Genomic DNA, 18497 nt, shown 5'->3' with positions numbered 1-18497 from the left:
ATATCAATATTGGATTTAGGGATTATTAGAGACAGCACGGTTTTTATTCCTTGCTTTGATCAATTCAACTGCCTGAAAGGTATAGGGCCGCAACTGTAATTTCTGCTCCAGCCCCACCATAGCGTCTCGAAGGCTTGGCTTGTCGAAAACTGGTTTGAATTTATAGAATTCCGAAATATGTATAAGCTCAATTGCATTACAAATCTGTTGATAAGACCTTCCCAAGTAGCCTTCCTGAGCAAATAGCATACTGGCCCGACTAATTAAATTTATATGATTTGCCATAATCTGTTCATGATCATCATGCAGCATTGCATGGTTCCACCCCTCAAGCGCTAACAGGGCCAATTCTATATTTAAGTGGATTCCCCCAAGGATGGCATAAGACTCCGCTTCAACAAAAGCATTATTATACTTACTCGCCTGTTGCCCCAATGACAAAATCTTTCCCTGAAATGATGACATCTTCGTATCAATTAGGTGAGATTGAGCCAATAAATTTTCAATATCTGGTGTTCCATCAAGGGCAAATTGATTTTCAGCCGCTATACATTGCTGTTCGCGCAACCGTTGAAGATACCTCCCATAATTTTCCGCATTCATTACCTGGAGCATCAATTTTTCGCCGGCTTTTAATTTGCTCCGCACAATTTTCCGATCGTTTTCCTCTATGGTTAACTCTGTATTCTCCGCCTGAAGTACTTCTACCGGCTCCTCCAATATTTTGTACTTCTGAATATAGAGGTCAATGGCAAGATCACCTTTAACAAGGTCAAAGTATTCTGTCCTCAACCGTATCAGATGATCAATAAACTCCCGCCTGTTATATCTGTATAAGTTATAATCATTTATTACGGTTGCCCATTCTGCAGATAATTTCAAATTGCGATCAATCTCTGGTCTATACAGCCCCTTGGCCAGATAGTACTGGGCGTCAATGTACATCCCAATCTCATGGTAGGCCATACCCGCAGTGATCGACAATAAAGGATCACCGGTTAGTGTTATGTTGGGAATTACCGACACTATTTGAAACAACTTCTTGAGCTGGCCACTTTGTAAAAATACATCCCGTATTGCCTGAGCGCCCGTTCGGGTATATTCTGGGGAGGAAGATACGTCGTCTTCTCAAGACCAGTACGCGCAATCGGTAATCCGTGATCGTAAGCATGCCGGGCGTACATGTCGTTAAAGTTGGTAAAGGTTTTGCGCATGTACGCATGTATCTGCTGTACAGACTGATGCGTTAATTCATTTTTAACCGGAATCCGAATGTTAACACTATCCTGTTGCTCCCAACTATCATCTTCGTGTGCATCTTTGAGCCGGAAGTAAATGTTATCTACGTAGTCGTAATATAACTTTCCATCAGGCACAGAGTAAAAGACCACCATCCCGACCACTGGCTTATACTCCATCAGATATCCCAGTCGGGACAATTCGAAATTGTAGGAGATGAAACGCCCCCATCGACATACTTCGGCGACTGTACACTTTTAAGCTGCAAAGGAAACCTCCACATTTTGGCATCGCCATCATGGACCACCTCTATAAAGTAATCGCATCCCTTGTCCGGAATATCCGCCCTTGATATGTAACCATTCGGTTCGTAAAACAGCGCTGTCAATGCCCTTACGCTTTCAGCGGAGTTATTGGCGAATGTATCGACCCTTGGTCTATCAGATAATGCCATAGATAACTAAAGATAAATTTTTCTATTGCCATACCCAATACCTCATTACACTGGCAACAGAACTGAATCATTTATGCACTGCCCATTTTACAACACACTACTTAAGGACCATAGATGCAAAGCATGCCCCCTTTCGTGGCTGGCAAAGCTCCGGCACACAGGGCTAACCAAGGCCGTGTTCATCGCCCTCTGGGGCGATGAACCGCTAAAGTTTGCTCCAAAAAATCTCCACCACGTCCATGATAATTTGTCAATGGACTGCGGTCGTATTTTTTTGGGCAAAGCCTGGTGTAGCCGGCATCGCGGCGGGAATGAAAGCCATCACGGAAGGGGGCGCTGGGAGGGAAATGTTTTTGCTTTTTTCTCTCACCTTCTAAAAATTAAACATCATGGGCGAGTACGTGAATTACAAAGGAAGACCGGTCAAGATCGGTACCTGTGAACTTCTTTATTATGTTTCCTATCAACGTTACAAAGAGGAATACGGCTATGGTCGTCTTAAATGGGAAGAAGGCAATGCCTTTCCCGCGTCATACCTTGCACCTAACGTTTTCGTTTTTCGGTTTCCCTTCCCCGATGAAGACAATGTAAGATTTGGCCAGGTAGCAGCGCATAACCGTACAATCGACGTATCCATCCCTAACAACGGCGACATCGTTGCAGCCGCAAAATCAGATGCGACCAAAGACATGGTCATCGGAATATGGGGACAGAAACTGGTCAATGCCTTTCCTGACGGCCGGCTTATACTGGCACTGGTCGTAAGGAGTTCAGTGGATGACCAACTTTACAGGCTTGAAGACCCGGCCCAGGCGGCCAAAGTCGTAAACGCGATCTGCATCCAGTACATTCAGGCAGATATTGCAGCGGAACAAAAATACTTCTGGACTGCCGTATGTGCAAGAATCACGCAGGGCTATCGCCTGTAGCCGCAAAAAATGCATGCCGGGTAATAACCCGGCATGTTCTTTAATATAGAAGCATCAAATAAATCTATCAGTTGCGCTTATAACGCGGTTGCAGATGGAAAAATGTAATAGCCGGAAAAATGGGTATTTGTCATGGTGGTTGCAAAGTCGCAACCCTGGATATAAAGCTAAAGGGAGAGTAACCAAAAATAAGACATATTTACTGTATTCGGTCACAGGGTGACGTGATGTCCGAAAATTTCCTGCCGGGCTGGGGCGGCAGGGATGCCGGATAAGGATTGGTTAACGGCTGAAATCAATTGCAGATCCTGCCCCGGCAAATTGCAGGGCGGCGTAAACTAACATTCCGCCACCGCCCCTGTTATGATGAGTTTGAGGTCGTAGGGCCTGAGCACCTTCTTTAAGTTCGGGATATTGAAATGCTGGTGTGTAAATACCTCCATCAGACTCAATTCTCTTGCAGCGGCGACCTTGACAATTGCACACACCGCCTCTGCAAACTGCTTTTCCTTTAAGGCGTTGTAATACTCGCAACGAAACTGACCAGGGATATGGCCCAGGCTGACCACGAAGAAAACGTTGCCTTTTGTATCAGCCAACAACAATGAACCCTGTTCCGAAACTGAACCAGACAGAGACTCTATGGTGAAATATGCCGCTGAGGTGGTCGGATGTTTGAAGCCACAGACACTGATGTTCCATCCTTCTGTCAAGGCGCCTTCGCCTGCTTGTTGTTGCCGGTACTGCCAGGTTTGTATAAGCTGAGGACCGGTCAGCATTCCTTTGGCATTTTTATCCAGACTGCGCAGCTCCTTTATCATTTTAATATACAGGCTCACTACTGGAAAATCCTCGCCAAGCATTGCTACCATTCCGTTTCTATCGTTCATATTTACGTTTGTTTTGAACCGACAGCCATGACCGTCCATCGTACCCAAAAGCATAAATGTAAAAATTACACAAAATGGATAAACGCAGTAGTAGACAATGCTGATAAATAAAGCCTGCCAGCAACCTGTACTGAAACCCTATTTCTCCTTTAAAGGGTACTTATTAAGCGGAAAAAAATACTCACGATGCAACTGCCTCCCTGTAATAGTATCATGATAAACAATGTAATACCGGAGTTGTACACTGTTTAACAGCTCGTCATTATTTCTCTGATCGAAAAGCACCGCTTCATAAAATCGGTTAAAATGCCGGTTCAGCAAGGTATCCCGATATTTAGTACTGTCCGGAATAATGGCAACATTTACCAACGACGTCATCAGAAAGTAGTTACGGCCGCTTTCATATCCGCCTACATAATTCTGATTGGCAAAATAATTTGCCCGGCTGTTGAGCCTTTCGGTGATTAAAGGCGTTTCAGGCAGCATGCCTCCGATCAATTCCTTGGGCTTCCAACATGATAGCCCGCATAATAAACTGTGGGATGCCAACAAACATAACAATAGACGTCTCTTCATATCGAACTTTTTCTCTTGTGTACATAGATTGCGGGATCTTTTAATGAAGGTTCCTAAAGGTAGGCGTTGTTTTACAAAAGGCACACTAACGTTGATTAAAAGTTTCAATCGGCAACAACATTGCCGATTAAACGAATCGAAATGCAATATGCATTCAATTGCGGTTCTTCTCTTGGAAATGAAGATATATAAACCAAACTGAAAAAAACTAAGATTGGCGTCAAAAATTCCCGCAAAACCCTTTGTGGCAGATAACTTCAGCAAATCATCTACAACCTTAAACAACTATCGATCAGTGTGAGCGTTTATTATTGACAATCTATTTGTTACATCGAATAAAGTACTACACCCTGAACGTTAGCGTTATTTTGACACATTGACATTTATCACCTCCCCGGGCGCCATCCGAGGTCTAAACATCTACAACTATAAAAAAGGAGTAGCACAGTCGAATGCGCCACTCCGTTACGTACCGTACTTGTGTCCTTGGTGACACAACTTTTGAGATGCTATTATCCTACGAAGCCAGCGCCTCTTATAATGCATTATAAAACAACCAGTTATTTGATAATGGCAGGAACCACCTCCTTAATCGGAGAAAAAATGGGCTCAGATCCTCTCTCAACTGTTATCAGAGCCCCCTGGCTGATAGGCACCGAGGAAATAAGCTGCGTCACTTGATTGGACTGGCTTTCAACCAGCGTGCGAACCGGCTTGCTGAGGGGCCTGGGAATGGGTTCAGTGACTACGGACAGGAATCGTGGCTCGATCCTGTCTTTTGAGCATGATGCTGCGCCTACGCACAGCAAAAGCATAGCGGCCTTAAATGATTTCATGGCATTATTAGATTTTATAAGTGATAGATACACTTCGCTAACAGTCACCTGGAGGAATGATCGTTTGCGTGACAATGTTACCTACCAATAAAAATCCATTATGCTATATAGGAGGAATAATGTTGCAACTGGTATGGGACAACTAACTACGCTTTTTTGATAAAGTCCCCGAACATCTTCATGAATGGCCCTCTCACCGGAAAGATAGAGTCGTCTTTATTGATAAAGTCAGCCTTAAAACGAATCAGAAAAATTCGTATATCTGATTTTTCATGATTTTCCACTTTAGGGTGATTGATCAATTTATGGGCAAAAAATATTACGTATTGGGCAATGCGAAGTTTCGGCATTCCGGGTTCTTTGCTACGTAGTAGATCAAGGAGTACCTGGAAAAACCCCATTGCATCGGCTTGTTTCATAAGACTATTATCAGCAAGCGTCAGTATTTGCTGCCTGTAGATTCCCAATTCACCTTCGGCCACAAGGGGATTATGGATGTAATTCCTTGCAATTCGTATTGGGTTGGTTATCCACAATTCAAGGGATTTCTTCTTTTTTGCTGTCTCATCCAGCAATACAGGGATACCATCCATAAATATCTCATGTACCCGATACTTTTGATAATCTGAAAGATTGTCCAGCCTGTATATATCCTCCACCAGCTTCGGATATTTAAACCTAAAAACAGTGTAGATACCGACTACGTCATTTTGAATAGCATGATAAAAATACCAGTAAAATTCTCCCTTATATTTCCAACATAAAAATTAAACTCCGCCCCCTGCGTTCTGGAGCATCAGAATCATACTGTAATTCTTCGTCCTTATACTGCAGTCTTTTCAGCTTTTCTATCGTATTGTAGTAAATAATTTCTACAATATCAGCCTGGGCTTTTGCGATTGGTTTGTTTTGCAAATAAAGAAGTAAGGTCCGCCTTAGATAGGCCATCTCCGTCGATACTACCCTGTAGGCATCTCCTTCTACAGGCATATTCAGGTCTATCTGTAGTGCCCGTTGTATAATTGAAACAATAATTCCATTCTCACCGGCTTTTATTGCTTCATAGTAAACACGATCTACCATGATTATCCACAACTCGAACCGTTTTTCAAATTTCTGAACCTCATTTTCATCATGAAGGTTGTAGGCTGGTGCAGACAAATCCAGTTTTGCAAATACATCCCCTAAAATTTGTTGTGGTAAGGCCCAATCCCGATCATTGACTGCTGCTACTGCAATATTGCGAACCAGCATTAGAGGGTTCTGTTCAATATCTTCAAGACTAACAGTAACTGTATCAAGTTTAGGATAATTATCGATAACACTATCGTCGATCCTATTAATTACTTTTCTAATAAACTTTATTGACATGGACTCCTTCACCGAAAGGATAGCCATTGGAAATATAGCCGGATAAGAACAATGGTCAATACAAGACTCGAATATAATAAAGTCGTCCGGTTGATAATTCCGACTGACTCGATCATCATAAAACCGAGCAGCAGATAGAGCGTTACTCCTAAAACAACGGTAAAAATCGCTCTGATCCAACGGTTCTCGGTCATGATTAACACGGCCTGTCTCCTGGCCGACTTAATGTATAAATTGATCCCAATGGTGATGACAGTTAGAAAGATGCCAAAAAAACTGGCGGCTGTTGTGAGCAGCTTAAACATAAAATCCTTCTTATTCTCCACAGCTCCAAGTCCCGCCCAATCCGGAAGCCCGATTGGTGACACCAGATTAATGGCGTAAAAAAGAGAAGAAGAAGAAGGAGAGATCGATTTGTAAGTCGTCGAACCAAGTCCAATAATTCTATGACCATGCTCGTATATGATTATTTAGTTAAATTGAACATTGTGGTTTCAATGAGATTCAGATCGAGAAATCTTTTCAAGCGCCCGAAGTCTTATCTCTTCAAAGTGGGCATGATTGGCAACCCTGTCCTTTATAAACCGGCCATAATATCCCGGGTCGCTAATAGCTCCTACTCTCACCATGCCTACTTGCTTTTCAATCTGCTCCTTTTCAACCTCTTCCAGAATTAATGACAGCTTTTCTCTTATCTTGTAGTGTGAATAAGCAAATTTTTCGATTTCAGGGATCGAGACCGGAGACAGGACGAAATTGCGGATATAGAACTCCTTCTTCTTTTCGGATTGTAGTATCACCTTCCCAAATTCCCTATCGATGACTTCGCACTCAATAGCACTGGTAACAACAACCTCCAATGGAATTGCATCTTCCGACTCAGTCTGATATATCCATATCTGATCGATGTTTGAATGGCCACCGAGGGTTTGCAATTTCAGTACAATCGAGATACGAAGGAGTGCCTCTATCATATTTGACAACAAGACCAACACCTCGAAAAATGAATTATTCTCATAAGCTGTGGATAGCAGCAGTTGTGCAGACGCAATCCCCCTAAAAAGACTCAAACCTGTAGGTATCCAGCACTTTTATAGCCTCATCCTTTGAATTCAATTTGATAGACGCCAAAATCTTCTCTGCTTCTTGAACAAGTGTGCCAGTTGACCGGCCTTCAACATCTTTGGCCATATCTTTAGGATAGGTAAAGGTAAAATGGATCAGAGTATTTTCCTTGACTGCAAAATAGGACCGAAATGCAAATTCTGTGTCATTCGATGCAACTTCAAAATAATATTGAATGTTTCCTAATTTTCGGGGGTATAGCGTTTTATAATATTTCAATTCTTCCTTTCTCTCCTTATTGGATAGTTGCCGATGGGAAAACGTAATATTTTCAAACCGGTAGGGTTCACGGGCTTTAAACTTATGATACTGGTCATACCAATGCGTCCAATTTACCGGCAAAGTCAATTCAAATGCGCCATCATCGGACACAAACCATTTATATCCTGAGTCATCAGACTCCTCTCCGCTAAAAACTACCCTGCCTTCCACCATCTCGGGCAGCACCACTTCTATCTGTTTTGAACTATTAATGCCCGGGAACCGTTCAAGCATTAATCTTTTAAATTTAGTAGCCTTCTCCGTTTCAATTTTTTCAAGTATTAATTCAATAAACTCCTCTACAATTTTTTTATCCGACAGCACATCCTTTTTTGTCACCCCCACCTCATACTTTTTCATAATCTTCTTGATTATGCCTTCATCATCATTGAAAACAGGGGTCTTTCCATCGTCTATAATAAACTTCTCCACCTTATTGCTCTGGGGATCGATGTTTCCATGCAAAAAGTCATTTCTACCGTTCATTAATGTCTGAAACGATTTAAAGCGCTCATCCTCCGCATCAATGGCACCAGTAAAACTTTCACAGTTTATATGGAGAAATTTTACGCGAATATCCACCTGCGCACGCAACACGGTTTGGTACATCCTGTCATCAGCAGCAACGTCCTCTCTCCGAAAATAATATATGACAAAATTTACAAATGACTCTAACAATACAGGATAAAGCATCCGCAGTGTTATTCCCAAGGAAGCAGCTCTTTCAATAGATTCTGCCCACCCCTTCAGCTTTCTATCATATATAGTTTGCGCATCAGCATCTGCGCCAGCTGTAATATTGGCCACCTCGTTGAGATCCAGCCCTTCGAGTTCCTGCCACAACAATGTAGTCGTCTCACTTAACCTGGCAAAGGGATTGATAAACAACTCCCACGTCTCAAATGTTTTTGGCAAATCACCCATCTGTTTGCCATAGACACCGAAATTTGATTTCAACGCATTTACAAACTTTTCCCGATCCTTATCAACAACCTGGTAGTCATTATGATATACCATGATCTCAAGCCCACTATTGTGCCCGTAAAAATTAATATGCCCCATTGGTAAATGGATATCATAGTGCCAGTGGATTAAGTTATCAATAGACGGCCTTTTCCCCAACATTGTTAACCCATTGGAGGCGCCAAACCTGGCTTTGAGATACTTATAGGTTGTCAAAGGCGACAATTCTTTATTAAAATGCCGCCAGACAGCTGGTTTGTTCATTGAGGTTTGTCCTGACTTAGGCTTTTGGCCTGACATATTTTTAAGGATTTGCTCAGTAGTTGGCGCCGTCCAAACTGAGAAATCAAGCAAATCATCGATCATCGATCCGTATTTTATAAGCCAGGGGTAACCGGCCGTTGAGGTTTTATATAAAATCTTCTTGCAGATCTTGGCGTTTGCCCACCAAGCATACTAAAATCCGAAAATTCCCTTTAAGGCACCAATTTTTTCTTTCTTGCCAATACCTTATAGCGGAATTGCCTGCAAACAACAGAGAACTGGCAAATGACCAATGAATAAGGCCTGGAAGAATCCAGGCCCGGTCCCCTTTGAAAAGATTATACTTTGTATTTCATCTACACCTGCCCTTCAGGTGCTGTAGACAATATAAGCTGAAGCAATGCTGCCACACCGCAGTCATGGAATAAATGTCTCCTTCTCCTAACGCCTGCCCTTGACAAAGAGGGCCTGGACAAATCCAGGCCCTGATTCATTTAGAACGAAAGACCTTAAAATTTAAGGTCCATAAAATATATAATTAATTTACCTCAGCCACCTGCAGCTACAATGCAGTATTGTTTTCCTGATATCCGTAGCAGGCCAATATGCTCTTTTTCGTAACTCAATAAAAAAGGGAGAGATTACTCCCTCCCTTTGGTAAGCGAAAATACCCGCTGCCACCAATCGCCCGGCTGAAAGGCAAATTGGCTGCGCTACAAAGCATACCACTTTCCTGTAAAACGCCTTTTCTGGCCGATGGCCAGAAAGGACTTCACAGGGCAATGATAACGAGATCACAAAAAAAAAATCTGCTATATAGGAAATTGTCTTGGTTGATAGATTAGAGCAACTGAGCGTCAAAGTACCTCACCAGTGGCACGCACCTACCAACTGCCGCAAGCTTTGCGATGAGTAAGGCACGTCATTCTGCCGACCGATTTCCAGCACAAAATCGAACCCGTCAGCATTTATCGGATTTACAAAGCTCTCAATGGTAATGGCAGCCTGTTTCCAGTCCATTCCGCGTGGGGAAAGCACCGACACTGATATCCCGATTGTATCGCCTTTTTGCAGCAGCGCGTTTACTGCCGAGCGAACAACTTGCGGAGATCCTGTAGCCTGGCGACATATTTCTATAAAGTCGATCAGCGCCTGTCCAGACAGGTATTAATGGCTATATGGGTGCCAGGCACCTTGTAAAAAAGGCCTCCTTCACCAGAATAGACCATCTCCCATTTATCATTCGCCGAAATCATGTTGCAAAAATAAGCGTTCGTGCAACACGAACACCTGACATTCCTTATTTGACGGCACTTAGAACCACATGACGATACCGGTTTAGACAAAGTGATCCCATCATGTTCTGAGACGTCGAAATATATGAATTAATCAGTTTCCTGTTTATCGGTTTTTCCCGATATTACAGTAAAAACATGAGCGAGACTGCTGATCAAAAAGTGTCGAAACCACCACTGCGGCGGATATCGCCTGGGATCGCAAAATTTTTGATGCCCTTGGCGCGCCGTTTTGCCGGGAACTACAGCAAAGAATTGAAGCCCTGGTCCAGCATAGCGTCAACGCAAATAAAGTAACAGAATAGACGGGATATTGGCAGGCCCAAATCCGAAGTGGGCCAGAATATACGTTTGAGAATGGAAGATTTAATTCCTGCCGACATGCAGATAATGTGTCAATTCCATCGAACGCCTCCAGACAGATCGGGTAAAACCTTTCCGGCGATAACGGTTTCGGCCTCCGGCCACCAGCCTTTATCCTTGTAATAAGTAAACTCACTGCGTATCTCCTGGCGGGTGATCATTGCTGAAACGGTAAATGGATCAACATTCAGGTAATCGGCGATGGTTCTTACCACATGATAAGTTGTATCACGTGGCTTTGTTATCAGCCTCCTTATTTCCCAATCCGCCACACCGCTAAGGGCAGATACAATCTCGGGACTCAGCCCGTTTTCTTCAAAAAGGTCAACAAACTCCATCACCTTTCCATCGTATAGCTTCCGTTTAATAAACTCCTTACTGCTCATTGTGCAAAGTACAGCAAGTACCTCCAGATAACTTGAGATGAATTGTAGTTTTAAAAGACGATTTCATACTTTCTTGCTCAATATTTATTGGTATGGGTTCCTTCTGCCCTTAAGAAAAGATACCAGTGGTGCGCGATCCGCCTGTCCAGCATCATTCATTGCCGCAAGGGCCTCCGCTAACAACGTTTTTACCATTGCTTCCGGGATCTTTAACCTTCTTGCAATTTCCTGGTCAGTCTCACCCTTCCAGGTCAATTGCACAATTTTGCGCAGCAGTGGAGAAATACGCTCAAGTCCCTCCCTTAAATTGTTTATGGTCTCTGTGTGAACTACTCTAATATCGACGGCAACGCGCTGCTCAGGCGATAGCGCGTAATCATCGGGCCAGGGCAAAGAGTCTACCTCCGTCACCGAAACTGCACGTTCCTCCATCAGTTGCTTGAAATACATGCAGATTTTGCCACATCTTTCATACAGCTGCCCCTTTACGGTATATAAACTTGTAAGGTGAAGTCTAATTGGCCAGAGTTCACTGAACGCGCGTTCAAATATCCTTTCCCCAACGTCTGATTCACAAACGATTCCACAACAAAACATCTTAAATGCGGGAGCGATCTTACTGTATAATTGCGTGAAAGAAATCTTGTCTCCTTTTCTAATATTTACCATTAGGTCGGAGGCGGAAGTACGTGGATTTACAGGACTTTTCATAAATGGTTTTATTTAAATTCCTGCATCTTGGGTGTAGCCAAATATAACACAAATACTTCTTATAAAAAACCTGAAATTAGCCACAGCAAAGAGTTTTTCCCAACTTTGCAGCCCCATGCATTCATCGTTGCCATACCTGTGCTTATTAACAGCCCTAAACTTAACGAATAGCAATCTCTACTTTAAACTCTGTTTAATCTTTCATAAAATAACTCGCCCAACAGCATTTGCCCGACGATTTCACTGCCACCAATTCGCAGTCAACACCGCTAAAACTCGCTACCAATAAGTATCTCCATAAAACAAACTTTTTTCTGAAAAAACTTTTTATAATTTTATTCGCATAGCCGTTTCAGTTAGAAGACACAATTAAGACAAACTGTACTGCCGCGCACCCAGCCGGCCAGGAATGGAGAATGAGAATACACGGCCACAGTTAATTTGATGCTTAAAGCCCAATATGCGTCCCGCCCGTAAAGCTGGAATCGCGGCAATATGCAGTAATCATGACATTTTTTCGGTACGCCGAAGCGCCAAACCGCATGCGAACCCTATGGACCAAATCATTCACAGAGTGGTGCTGGTAGAAGATCAGCCCAAAGATGCTCAACTACTAAAGACATACCTGGAACAACAATCTGGCTTTATCTATATCGCCACCGCCACAGGAGTCGACGACGCCATCGACTTAATACCGCGATGTCTGCCCGATCTCGTCTTAATGGACATCGAATATGGCAACGGCAATGCCTTTGACATCCTCAATGCCCTCACTCCCCTAAGTTTTAAGGTGATCTTCGTATCTAACTTTCCTGAGTATGCGCTTACTGCCATAAAATTTGGCGCCTTAGACTATCTGTTGAAACCGTTGGACCCTCTGGAATTACGAACCGCACTCGCCAAAGTGGTGCAGTCTTCCAACGTAACCCGGGAGCAACTGCGAATTAGCCAGAGCATTTTTATCAGATCAGCCATACTGGGCGGATAGCGCTTAAAAGTATGCAGCGGTTACATATCGTTCCTTTATCAGACATTACCCATCTGCAGGGCAATGAGGGAACAACCTTTTACATCAATAATAAGGCGTCCATAAAGGCCCCAAAATTTATGAAGGAATACGAGGACCTACTGCCTTCCTCATTCTTCATCAGAACGCATGCATCGTGGATGGTCAACATTCAGCATGTTGCCTATTTCGACCCCGAAGCGCTGATGATCGTGCTCAACAACGGCGTGGCCATACCAGTAGCGGTTGCCCGAAAGCCCAAAATCCTTGCGTATTTATCTGCCACTCAAAAATAAATCCTACCATGAAACGTAACCTCCTTCTGGGGATGGTGTTGATGTTAGCCGCATGCCAACGGAACGCCCCTTCCCCTTCAACCCAAAAATCAAACATTGATTCTGTAACGGAAGTTTTCAGCCATGTTATCGGCCTTACCTCCAACATGACCAGCTGGGAAAGCCAAAACCGGCGACTCGATAGCCTCTACCCCTCCATCAAAGCGGCTGAAGATCCGGGCATGCTCGCACTCTGGTACCGGTTTAAAGGGGTGGTTAAAATGAGCGGAGATGAGTATGACAGCACAGTATACTTCCTTCAGAAAGCCGACAAGGAAGTTCTCAGGGCCGCTGACCCGATCCCCTACCAGTCCGGTATTAATTCAGCCTGGGCGCAATACTACATGCACCAGAACCAATTCGACACCGCCATCGTATACGCTGAAAGATCCTATCAACAGGCTCAAAAGCACGACAAGCGTAACCGGATTATTGCTATCAAAGTGCTGCTGGATACCTACTCGGTCCTAAAAGAATTCCCCAAACGCAGACGACTGATCGAGGAAGGCCTGTCTCTTAATCCCCCAGCCCCTATAAAAACATTATGCTCAACCACCGGTCAACCTTTTTATGGAACAGGGGAAACTGGACAGCGCAATGGTATACCAGCAGGTGTTACTGACGGACAGCACACAGAACCCATCCCGACATGCTATTGATCTGGAAAACATGGCCCTTATGAAATTGCAGGTGGGCCGGGTACAGGAATCACTGGCCGATTACGAGATAGCAATGGAAGCTCACCGCAGCATCGGTGAGGTCTCAGAGATGAGTTACAGCAATATCGCCGAAATCGCAGCTATGGCGGGAAACCTTGACCGGTCAAAAAAATACTATGATTCTGCCATCGCTACGGCCAAACGCCGCAACAATGGCAACGTACTAAAAGACTTCTACGCTGCCGCTGCCCAAGTATACCGGGCCAGCCAACAACTTCCTGTCGCCATGCAAATGATGGATTCAGCCCTGCTTTATGACGCCCGACAGGATTCTGCCGCACTGCTGGCAAAAATGCATGATATCGAGACACAATATGGTGTGCAAATAAAAGACGAGCAGCTACAGGTGGAAACGGCCACCAATGCCAAAAGGGTAACCATTATCATAGGACTCATCATCACGCTGGCACTCGGTGCCATCATTGCGGTATTGTTACTCAGGAGGCAAAAACTAAAAAGGCTACTTTCTGAGTACCAGCTGGAGCAGCGACTACTGCGCACCCAGATGGAACCTCATTTTATATTTAATGCCCTCACCCAGCTACAACATCTCATCTTCAGCAACAACACCGAAAAAAGCCTGCGATACCTGACCCAGTTTTCCCGCCTGCTGCGGATCTCACTGGTCAACGCCAGGGAGAGCTTCGTTCCACTGGAAAAGGAAATTGATGCGCTACAGAGCTATCTGACCCTGCAACAGCTGAACTTTGAGGACCGATTCAGCTTTGATCTCGATATCTATGAGGGTATCAGGATGAAGGGCTGCTGATCGCCCCAATGGTGATACAACCTTTCGTGGAAAACGCATTTATCCACGGAATCGGGCCAGTGGATTATCATGGCAACATTCGGATCACCATTACACGACAGGCAAAAACGATCCGGTGCGTGATAGAAGATAACGGCCAGGGACTCCAAGCACGGGAACAGGCTATTCCAGGCAAAACCTCCCTATCCACGCTGATCACGGCAGAACGCCTTAACCTAATGGAGAAACAGACTGGTACAGCAGGGGCGGTAACCATCGATGACAAAGCGAACCACCAGTCACATGGCGTACGCGTCGAATTAACGTTGCCGTTTCGATTAGTGAACAGTTAAGGATGTTATCCAATAAAGCTCGTCTTTCTCACCATGAATGCGGGAAAGATGGGCTTGATCCTGTAACTGTTAAAATTCAATACACAACAAGCCATCCTCACCATAGTCGGTTGAATATTTATACTTTTTCTTAAGGATGGCGTTATCCCATACCTTGTTAACGTCTGACCGGTAGTTGAAGAATAGCTTTTTGTCCTGAACCGAACTTTTAAGTAATCGAGCAATCGTTGCTCCGTGGGGATGCGGCCACCTGGTACCGCTCGTGGAGATAACATAATTAGCGGCGGGCGCCTTTTCAAACAACTCTCGACTGGTATTTCCATGAGAGCCATGATGGGATATTTTAAACAGATCCAACTCAACCGGGACCTTTGAGTACGTATCAAGCGACTTTAAAATTACGCTGGGATGGGCGTCAGCGGCCAGGAGCAACCTTTTACCCTCATACTCCAGCAACAGCGCAATACTACTTCCATTTGCTGCTGTATCATCTTCTTCAAACGGATCGGCGGCCAGCTCCTCTACTTTGGGCATCCCCCGCCCAATCTAACCCATGCGGAATCATCCGGCAATTCTACCTCCACATTTCCCGGCATCAACCCAGCTTCAATGACTTCCTTTAACCAAACGGGCTTCAATTTTTGAAGTTGCTCGTGATAGGGAGAGAGCAAGGTAATCTTCATTCCATCTGGCAAATCAACAAATGGTAATTTTTCAGGATCAGCAATCACAACCGCCTTTTCATCAAAGGCAAAATTCCAAGGTGTTTTTGTTTTTTTTAGATAACTACTAATCTTCTCCCCTGTTGGGCACCTAAAGTAACAAAACCCTGATAGCTCTTCAGGTGTTTCCATCCATTGAACCAAAAGTCCTTTGTATTAAATACGCCACCATATTTTTCAAAGACCCGCAAAAGCCCTTCTATGTGGTCCCGATCAATATGACTCACAACCACCAACTCCAATTGCTGCTCCGACGCTTCCAGCTCTTTCAATCTATTGGCAATGTAAACACTTGTCCCTCCAGTACCACCATCTATAAGTATGTGTCGTGGCTTGGAGGGGTTACCGTAGGTAATCCAAATGCAATCACCATAAGTAGCAGGATAAAAGGTAACTTCTAACATGATTGTTATTTTATAGGTTAGGTTTGGGGAACCAAATCCGGCATCTCCGCCAATGAATTTCTATCTTCCGGATAGACATACACCTTCCATTTGCCCGTTTGAGCAATCGGAACATAGTTGTTAAACGTAGTGTAAAAAGCCTTCTTATCTACTTTATCCATAAAATCACCAACCTTTAGTCTTGCTTCCTCAACTATAAGATCACCGCTTCTTCCGCCACGCCAAATCTGCGATAGCCCTTCATACAATAATTTTAAACCTTCAGTAAAATAGGGCACCCCACGTTCAGTAGCCCTTAACAATAAGCTCCTAAATTCCCGAATCACAGCTTCATTGGGACTTTCATGCTCCCGTATCAGCTTCCACGCCAAGATAATAGGCCCATCAGACATTTTGGGAAACCAATTTGCGAGATTCTCAGCCCAGTCAGTGTATAACATTTCAAAATGACCGGTCTTAACAAGATAGTAACCACCAATAGCGGCCGCCGCATGGTCTTTTCGCTTTTCGCTCATAAGGTTTATAGACTGATAAACAGGCAAAAAGCCTAAAGCATTATCTATGTCCTGACTATGCAAAAGATTACCGAGCGTATCAGCCACATCATTATTAGTACCAATTATTAGTGGTTCTTTATGGTATCTTATATAATCTAAGACGGATATCGTGACCTCTCCGGGAGGGATAAAAGTAAATTTTCGAACTTTTTCGCCGCTTACACCTACTCCATCATATTCAATTCCGTAAACTCCATCCTTTAGTTTCATATTTGCCTGCCATCGGTAATCCTTTTTTGAAGTATACTTGAACTCCAATCGCGGCAACACCTCCCAGGTACCCCGATTAAATGACCAAAAGATGTGATTAAATTGCAATCGTCCAAACTGGCCCAAAGCCTTGTCTAATATCGAACCTCCTTTCAGAGTGGGCTCAGGACTATCAGACGCTCTGCTATAAGCGATAACAGAGTTTCTTATCTCCCTGATTAATGCGCTATTGTCCCTTCTAAATACAACGGTAGATGTTTTTTCTCCCACGACTTCCACTGCCTTTTCAAAACTGACGCCTCTGCTGTTCGATACCTTAATAACATATATTGCCGGCTCGACACCATTAAAATAATAGGTATTTTCATCGGACCACCCCTGATAAACCTTAGTCATTCTGGCATCATACAACTCATACAACACCCACTCGTTAGCCAAAACTGCGTCTAAAGAAATTATGATTTTTAGCCCTGATTTGGTTTCTGGTAACTCCGTCATAAAAAACATATTTGATGTTGAGCCAATGGGGGTGTTGCCGATATTAAATCCTCTTCAATGCGTAACGGGTCAGAGGTTGATCTCGCCTCCAGTCTGTAAGCTCCTGCTTCAATGGGAAACCGCCAGACGTCCGGATGAGGATCCCTATATTTAACCAATGCTCGGGTTTTTCCATGAAAGAAACTTAGAGTCGTGTCGGAGTGACGCACTTCAGGGTCGATGGTAATTTCAACATCGACCATAGGCGGCCCATCGAATTTAACTAATGTAAAAGAGCCTACAAACCTCTGCTCACAGATTTGCTGAGGCGCTCCCCGCGCGTATTGGCGAGCAATCAACAAATCCATTTGCAGACCGAGTTGTTTGCTTTCCAACACCCAGCCTTTATTTCCGGGATTTGTTGCCAATTGTCCATTCAAGGCGCTGATAAGAGCCTTAGTATATAGAGTCGCGTCATCCTCTTTTCCAAAAGCAGCCTGCGAAGTAGATGTAGATTGTTGCAGAAAGGAATCCGAGCCATAATATCCAACAAAGTCATCCTGGCTTAACCCAGCAGGGGCGAAATTAGTTGTAAGCAATTCAACAGAAATTTCTCTGCAGGAATCAATTAAAAACAGCTTATTCCCGGTCTTTCGACTATGAAATGCCCTGTAAGTCTCATTCAGGTTAAAGGCTCCATAACTGTCAGGCTCTCTTTCCACCATAAAATCCTCTGTCAGCAAATACTGATCTACTTTCTGAAGGCCGTGCCCACAGTAGTAAAATATTGCACAATTTTTCTCATTCTTCACACATCGATTCCACCAATCATGAAATGCTCCTGTAATTTGCTTTTTTGTAGGCCGATCACAGACGTCCCCATCGATTACCACGTCATTTCCTCCGGGTCCATTGGCCAGCACCTCAACACTTCCCAACGGCAGCTGCCAACCATTACGACTATCAATCTCCATCACCGTTCTGTAAAGCGCAACCGCAGATAATGTAGCAGGAGCCAGCTGATCAAGATCCCCAAATTTATCTTTGACAGCTGCGGCGTCAAAGTTTAAACCGCCTTTAAGATAAGGGTAACCACCCACACCGATGATCAATATGTGGGTTTGTGGATCGGACGTTGTTCTATCAATTAAAACAGGCATGGAGCTAAAACTTTATTCATAACATATAGACTATTAGTAGTACATTTCATACTATCGATAACTCAGTTGATAGTCGTCCGTCTACCGCGAATACATCCTGGATAACTTCTACTGTAACTGGCAACACTATATCTGGCGGGCGT

Annotated in this window: 22 protein-coding genes; 6 read left to right on the top strand and 16 right to left on the bottom strand. The window is 43.9% G+C overall.

The window, feature by feature from the left end; translation table 11 throughout:
* Positions 1–15: 15 nt before the first annotated feature.
* The 3 genes from MKQ70_RS32285 to MKQ70_RS42980 are packed head-to-tail and all read right to left on the bottom strand — an operon-like array spanning position 16 to position 1693.
* Positions 16–1026 (bottom strand): hypothetical protein, encoded by a 1011-nt coding sequence (locus MKQ70_RS32285; RefSeq protein ID WP_248079019.1) that lies wholly within the window; start codon positions 1024–1026, stop codon positions 16–18.
* Complete coding sequence (locus tag MKQ70_RS40275) at positions 1026–1457, bottom strand: DUF4365 domain-containing protein (protein ID WP_308199579.1); 432 nt, start codon at positions 1455–1457, stop codon at positions 1026–1028. Before MKQ70_RS40275 ends, MKQ70_RS32285 begins: the two co-directional genes overlap by 1 nt.
* On the bottom strand, positions 1418–1693 hold the full coding sequence (locus MKQ70_RS42980; RefSeq protein ID WP_372490050.1) for a DUF4365 domain-containing protein: 276 nt from the start codon (positions 1691–1693) through the stop codon (positions 1418–1420). The genes MKQ70_RS40275 and MKQ70_RS42980 overlap by 40 nt, the downstream gene beginning before the upstream one ends.
* Positions 1694–2082: 389 nt before the next feature.
* Here MKQ70_RS42980 and MKQ70_RS32275 point away from each other — a divergent pair, with 389 nt between their 5' ends.
* A complete protein-coding gene (locus tag MKQ70_RS32275; RefSeq protein WP_248079006.1) occupies positions 2083–2622 on the top strand; it encodes a hypothetical protein in 540 nt (179 codons plus the stop codon).
* 338 nt (positions 2623–2960) lie between these two features.
* Here the strand turns inward: MKQ70_RS32275 and MKQ70_RS32270 are convergent, their stop codons facing one another.
* The 8 genes from MKQ70_RS32270 to MKQ70_RS32235 form a co-directional block, all read right to left on the bottom strand.
* Positions 2961–3512 carry a hypothetical protein gene (locus MKQ70_RS32270; protein ID WP_248079003.1) on the bottom strand — a complete coding sequence of 184 codons (552 nt, stop codon included), beginning with the start codon at positions 3510–3512 and terminating at the stop codon, positions 2961–2963.
* Positions 3513–5070: 1558 nt separating this feature from the next.
* Complete coding sequence (locus MKQ70_RS32265; RefSeq protein WP_248078999.1) at positions 5071–5583, bottom strand: hypothetical protein; 513 nt, start codon at positions 5581–5583, stop codon at positions 5071–5073.
* A gap of 88 nt (positions 5584–5671) precedes the next feature.
* Positions 5672–6322 carry a hypothetical protein gene (locus tag MKQ70_RS32260; protein WP_248078996.1) on the bottom strand — a complete coding sequence of 217 codons (651 nt, stop codon included), beginning with the start codon at positions 6320–6322 and terminating at the stop codon, positions 5672–5674.
* Complete coding sequence (locus MKQ70_RS32255) at positions 6304–6663, bottom strand: hypothetical protein (protein WP_248078993.1); 360 nt, start codon at positions 6661–6663, stop codon at positions 6304–6306. Before MKQ70_RS32255 ends, MKQ70_RS32260 begins: the two co-directional genes overlap by 19 nt.
* Positions 6664–6789: 126 nt before the next feature.
* Positions 6790–7269, bottom strand: a complete 480-nt coding sequence (locus MKQ70_RS32250; RefSeq protein WP_248078991.1) for a hypothetical protein — start codon at positions 7267–7269, stop codon at positions 6790–6792.
* 82 nt (positions 7270–7351) lie between these two features.
* Positions 7352–9010 carry a hypothetical protein gene (locus tag MKQ70_RS32245; protein WP_248078988.1) on the bottom strand — a complete coding sequence of 553 codons (1659 nt, stop codon included), beginning with the start codon at positions 9008–9010 and terminating at the stop codon, positions 7352–7354.
* Between the two features lie 1588 nt (positions 9011–10598).
* The gene (locus MKQ70_RS32240) at positions 10599–10952 is read right to left on the bottom strand and encodes a hypothetical protein (protein WP_248078985.1); all 354 of its coding nucleotides are present in this window, start codon (positions 10950–10952) and stop codon (positions 10599–10601) included.
* An 84-nt stretch (positions 10953–11036) separates the two neighbouring features.
* A complete protein-coding gene (locus MKQ70_RS32235) occupies positions 11037–11663 on the bottom strand; it encodes an RNA polymerase sigma factor (protein ID WP_248078982.1) in 627 nt (208 codons plus the stop codon).
* A gap of 553 nt (positions 11664–12216) precedes the next feature.
* On the opposite strand from MKQ70_RS32235, the gene MKQ70_RS32230 reads away from it, so the two are divergent.
* Genes MKQ70_RS32230 through MKQ70_RS32210 form a run of 5 tightly spaced genes read left to right on the top strand, consistent with a single transcriptional unit; the run spans position 12217 to position 14824 of the window.
* The gene (locus MKQ70_RS32230) at positions 12217–12651 is read left to right on the top strand and encodes a LytR/AlgR family response regulator transcription factor (RefSeq protein ID WP_248078980.1); all 435 of its coding nucleotides are present in this window, start codon (positions 12217–12219) and stop codon (positions 12649–12651) included.
* An 11-nt stretch (positions 12652–12662) separates the two neighbouring features.
* Positions 12663–12965: a LytTR family DNA-binding domain-containing protein gene (locus MKQ70_RS32225; protein ID WP_248078977.1), complete on the top strand. Its 303-nt coding sequence runs from the start codon at positions 12663–12665 to the stop codon at positions 12963–12965.
* 8 nt (positions 12966–12973) lie between these two features.
* Entirely contained in the window at positions 12974–13663 is a 690-nt protein-coding gene (locus MKQ70_RS32220) for a tetratricopeptide repeat protein (RefSeq protein ID WP_248078973.1), read from the top strand.
* A complete protein-coding gene (locus MKQ70_RS32215; protein ID WP_248078970.1) occupies positions 13575–14492 on the top strand; it encodes a histidine kinase in 918 nt (305 codons plus the stop codon). The genes MKQ70_RS32220 and MKQ70_RS32215 overlap by 89 nt, the downstream gene beginning before the upstream one ends.
* 8 nt (positions 14493–14500) lie before the next feature.
* Positions 14501–14824, top strand: coding sequence for a LytS family sensor histidine kinase (locus MKQ70_RS32210; RefSeq protein ID WP_248078966.1), 324 nt, complete (start codon positions 14501–14503; stop codon positions 14822–14824).
* A 69-nt stretch (positions 14825–14893) separates the two neighbouring features.
* On the opposite strand, the gene MKQ70_RS32205 is transcribed toward MKQ70_RS32210, so the two are convergent.
* The 5 genes from MKQ70_RS32205 to MKQ70_RS32185 are packed head-to-tail and all read right to left on the bottom strand — an operon-like array spanning position 14894 to position 18354.
* Positions 14894–15358, bottom strand: coding sequence for a ComEC/Rec2 family competence protein (locus MKQ70_RS32205; protein ID WP_248078963.1), 465 nt, complete (start codon positions 15356–15358; stop codon positions 14894–14896).
* Positions 15346–15555, bottom strand: coding sequence for a hypothetical protein (locus tag MKQ70_RS32200; protein WP_248078961.1), 210 nt, complete (start codon positions 15553–15555; stop codon positions 15346–15348). Before MKQ70_RS32200 ends, MKQ70_RS32205 begins: the two co-directional genes overlap by 13 nt.
* Before the next feature lie 47 nt (positions 15556–15602).
* A complete protein-coding gene (locus tag MKQ70_RS32195) occupies positions 15603–15950 on the bottom strand; it encodes a ComEC/Rec2 family competence protein (RefSeq protein ID WP_248078958.1) in 348 nt (115 codons plus the stop codon).
* A 17-nt stretch (positions 15951–15967) separates the two neighbouring features.
* Entirely contained in the window at positions 15968–17215 is a 1248-nt protein-coding gene (locus MKQ70_RS32190) for a hypothetical protein (RefSeq protein ID WP_248078955.1), read from the bottom strand.
* Positions 17212–18354: a caspase family protein gene (locus MKQ70_RS32185; RefSeq protein WP_248078952.1), complete on the bottom strand. Its 1143-nt coding sequence runs from the start codon at positions 18352–18354 to the stop codon at positions 17212–17214. The genes MKQ70_RS32190 and MKQ70_RS32185 overlap by 4 nt, the downstream gene beginning before the upstream one ends.
* Positions 18355–18497: the final 143 nt, after the last annotated feature.

It is taken from the genome of Chitinophaga sedimenti (assembly GCF_023156195.1).
GTDB lineage: Bacteria > Bacteroidota > Bacteroidia > Chitinophagales > Chitinophagaceae > Chitinophaga > Chitinophaga sedimenti.
This window is presented reverse-complemented; position numbering and strand designations above follow the sequence as displayed.

Coding starts and splice junctions, on each gene's coding strand:
- MKQ70_RS42980 (WP_372490050.1), bottom strand. CDS start 1,693: ATGGCATTATCTGATAGACCAAGGGTCGATACATTCGCCAATAACTCC.
- MKQ70_RS32275 (WP_248079006.1), top strand. CDS start 2,083: ATGGGCGAGTACGTGAATTACAAAGGAAGACCGGTCAAGATCGGTACC.
- MKQ70_RS32270 (WP_248079003.1), bottom strand. CDS start 3,512: ATGAACGATAGAAACGGAATGGTAGCAATGCTTGGCGAGGATTTTCCA.
- MKQ70_RS32260 (WP_248078996.1), bottom strand. CDS start 6,322: ATGGCTATCCTTTCGGTGAAGGAGTCCATGTCAATAAAGTTTATTAGA.
- MKQ70_RS32250 (WP_248078991.1), bottom strand. CDS start 7,269: ATGATAGAGGCACTCCTTCGTATCTCGATTGTACTGAAATTGCAAACC.
- MKQ70_RS32245 (WP_248078988.1), bottom strand. CDS start 9,010: ATGATCGATGATTTGCTTGATTTCTCAGTTTGGACGGCGCCAACTACT.
- MKQ70_RS32240 (WP_248078985.1), bottom strand. CDS start 10,952: ATGAGCAGTAAGGAGTTTATTAAACGGAAGCTATACGATGGAAAGGTG.
- MKQ70_RS32235 (WP_248078982.1), bottom strand. CDS start 11,663: ATGAAAAGTCCTGTAAATCCACGTACTTCCGCCTCCGACCTAATGGTA.
- MKQ70_RS32230 (WP_248078980.1), top strand. CDS start 12,217: ATGGACCAAATCATTCACAGAGTGGTGCTGGTAGAAGATCAGCCCAAA.
- MKQ70_RS32225 (WP_248078977.1), top strand. CDS start 12,663: ATGCAGCGGTTACATATCGTTCCTTTATCAGACATTACCCATCTGCAG.
- MKQ70_RS32220 (WP_248078973.1), top strand. CDS start 12,974: ATGAAACGTAACCTCCTTCTGGGGATGGTGTTGATGTTAGCCGCATGC.
- MKQ70_RS32215 (WP_248078970.1), top strand. CDS start 13,575: ATGGAACAGGGGAAACTGGACAGCGCAATGGTATACCAGCAGGTGTTA.
- MKQ70_RS32210 (WP_248078966.1), top strand. CDS start 14,501: ATGGTGATACAACCTTTCGTGGAAAACGCATTTATCCACGGAATCGGG.
- MKQ70_RS32205 (WP_248078963.1), bottom strand. CDS start 15,358: ATGCCCAAAGTAGAGGAGCTGGCCGCCGATCCGTTTGAAGAAGATGAT.
- MKQ70_RS32195 (WP_248078958.1), bottom strand. CDS start 15,950: ATGTTAGAAGTTACCTTTTATCCTGCTACTTATGGTGATTGCATTTGG.
- MKQ70_RS32190 (WP_248078955.1), bottom strand. CDS start 17,215: ATGACGGAGTTACCAGAAACCAAATCAGGGCTAAAAATCATAATTTCT.
- MKQ70_RS32185 (WP_248078952.1), bottom strand. CDS start 18,354: ATGCCTGTTTTAATTGATAGAACAACGTCCGATCCACAAACCCACATA.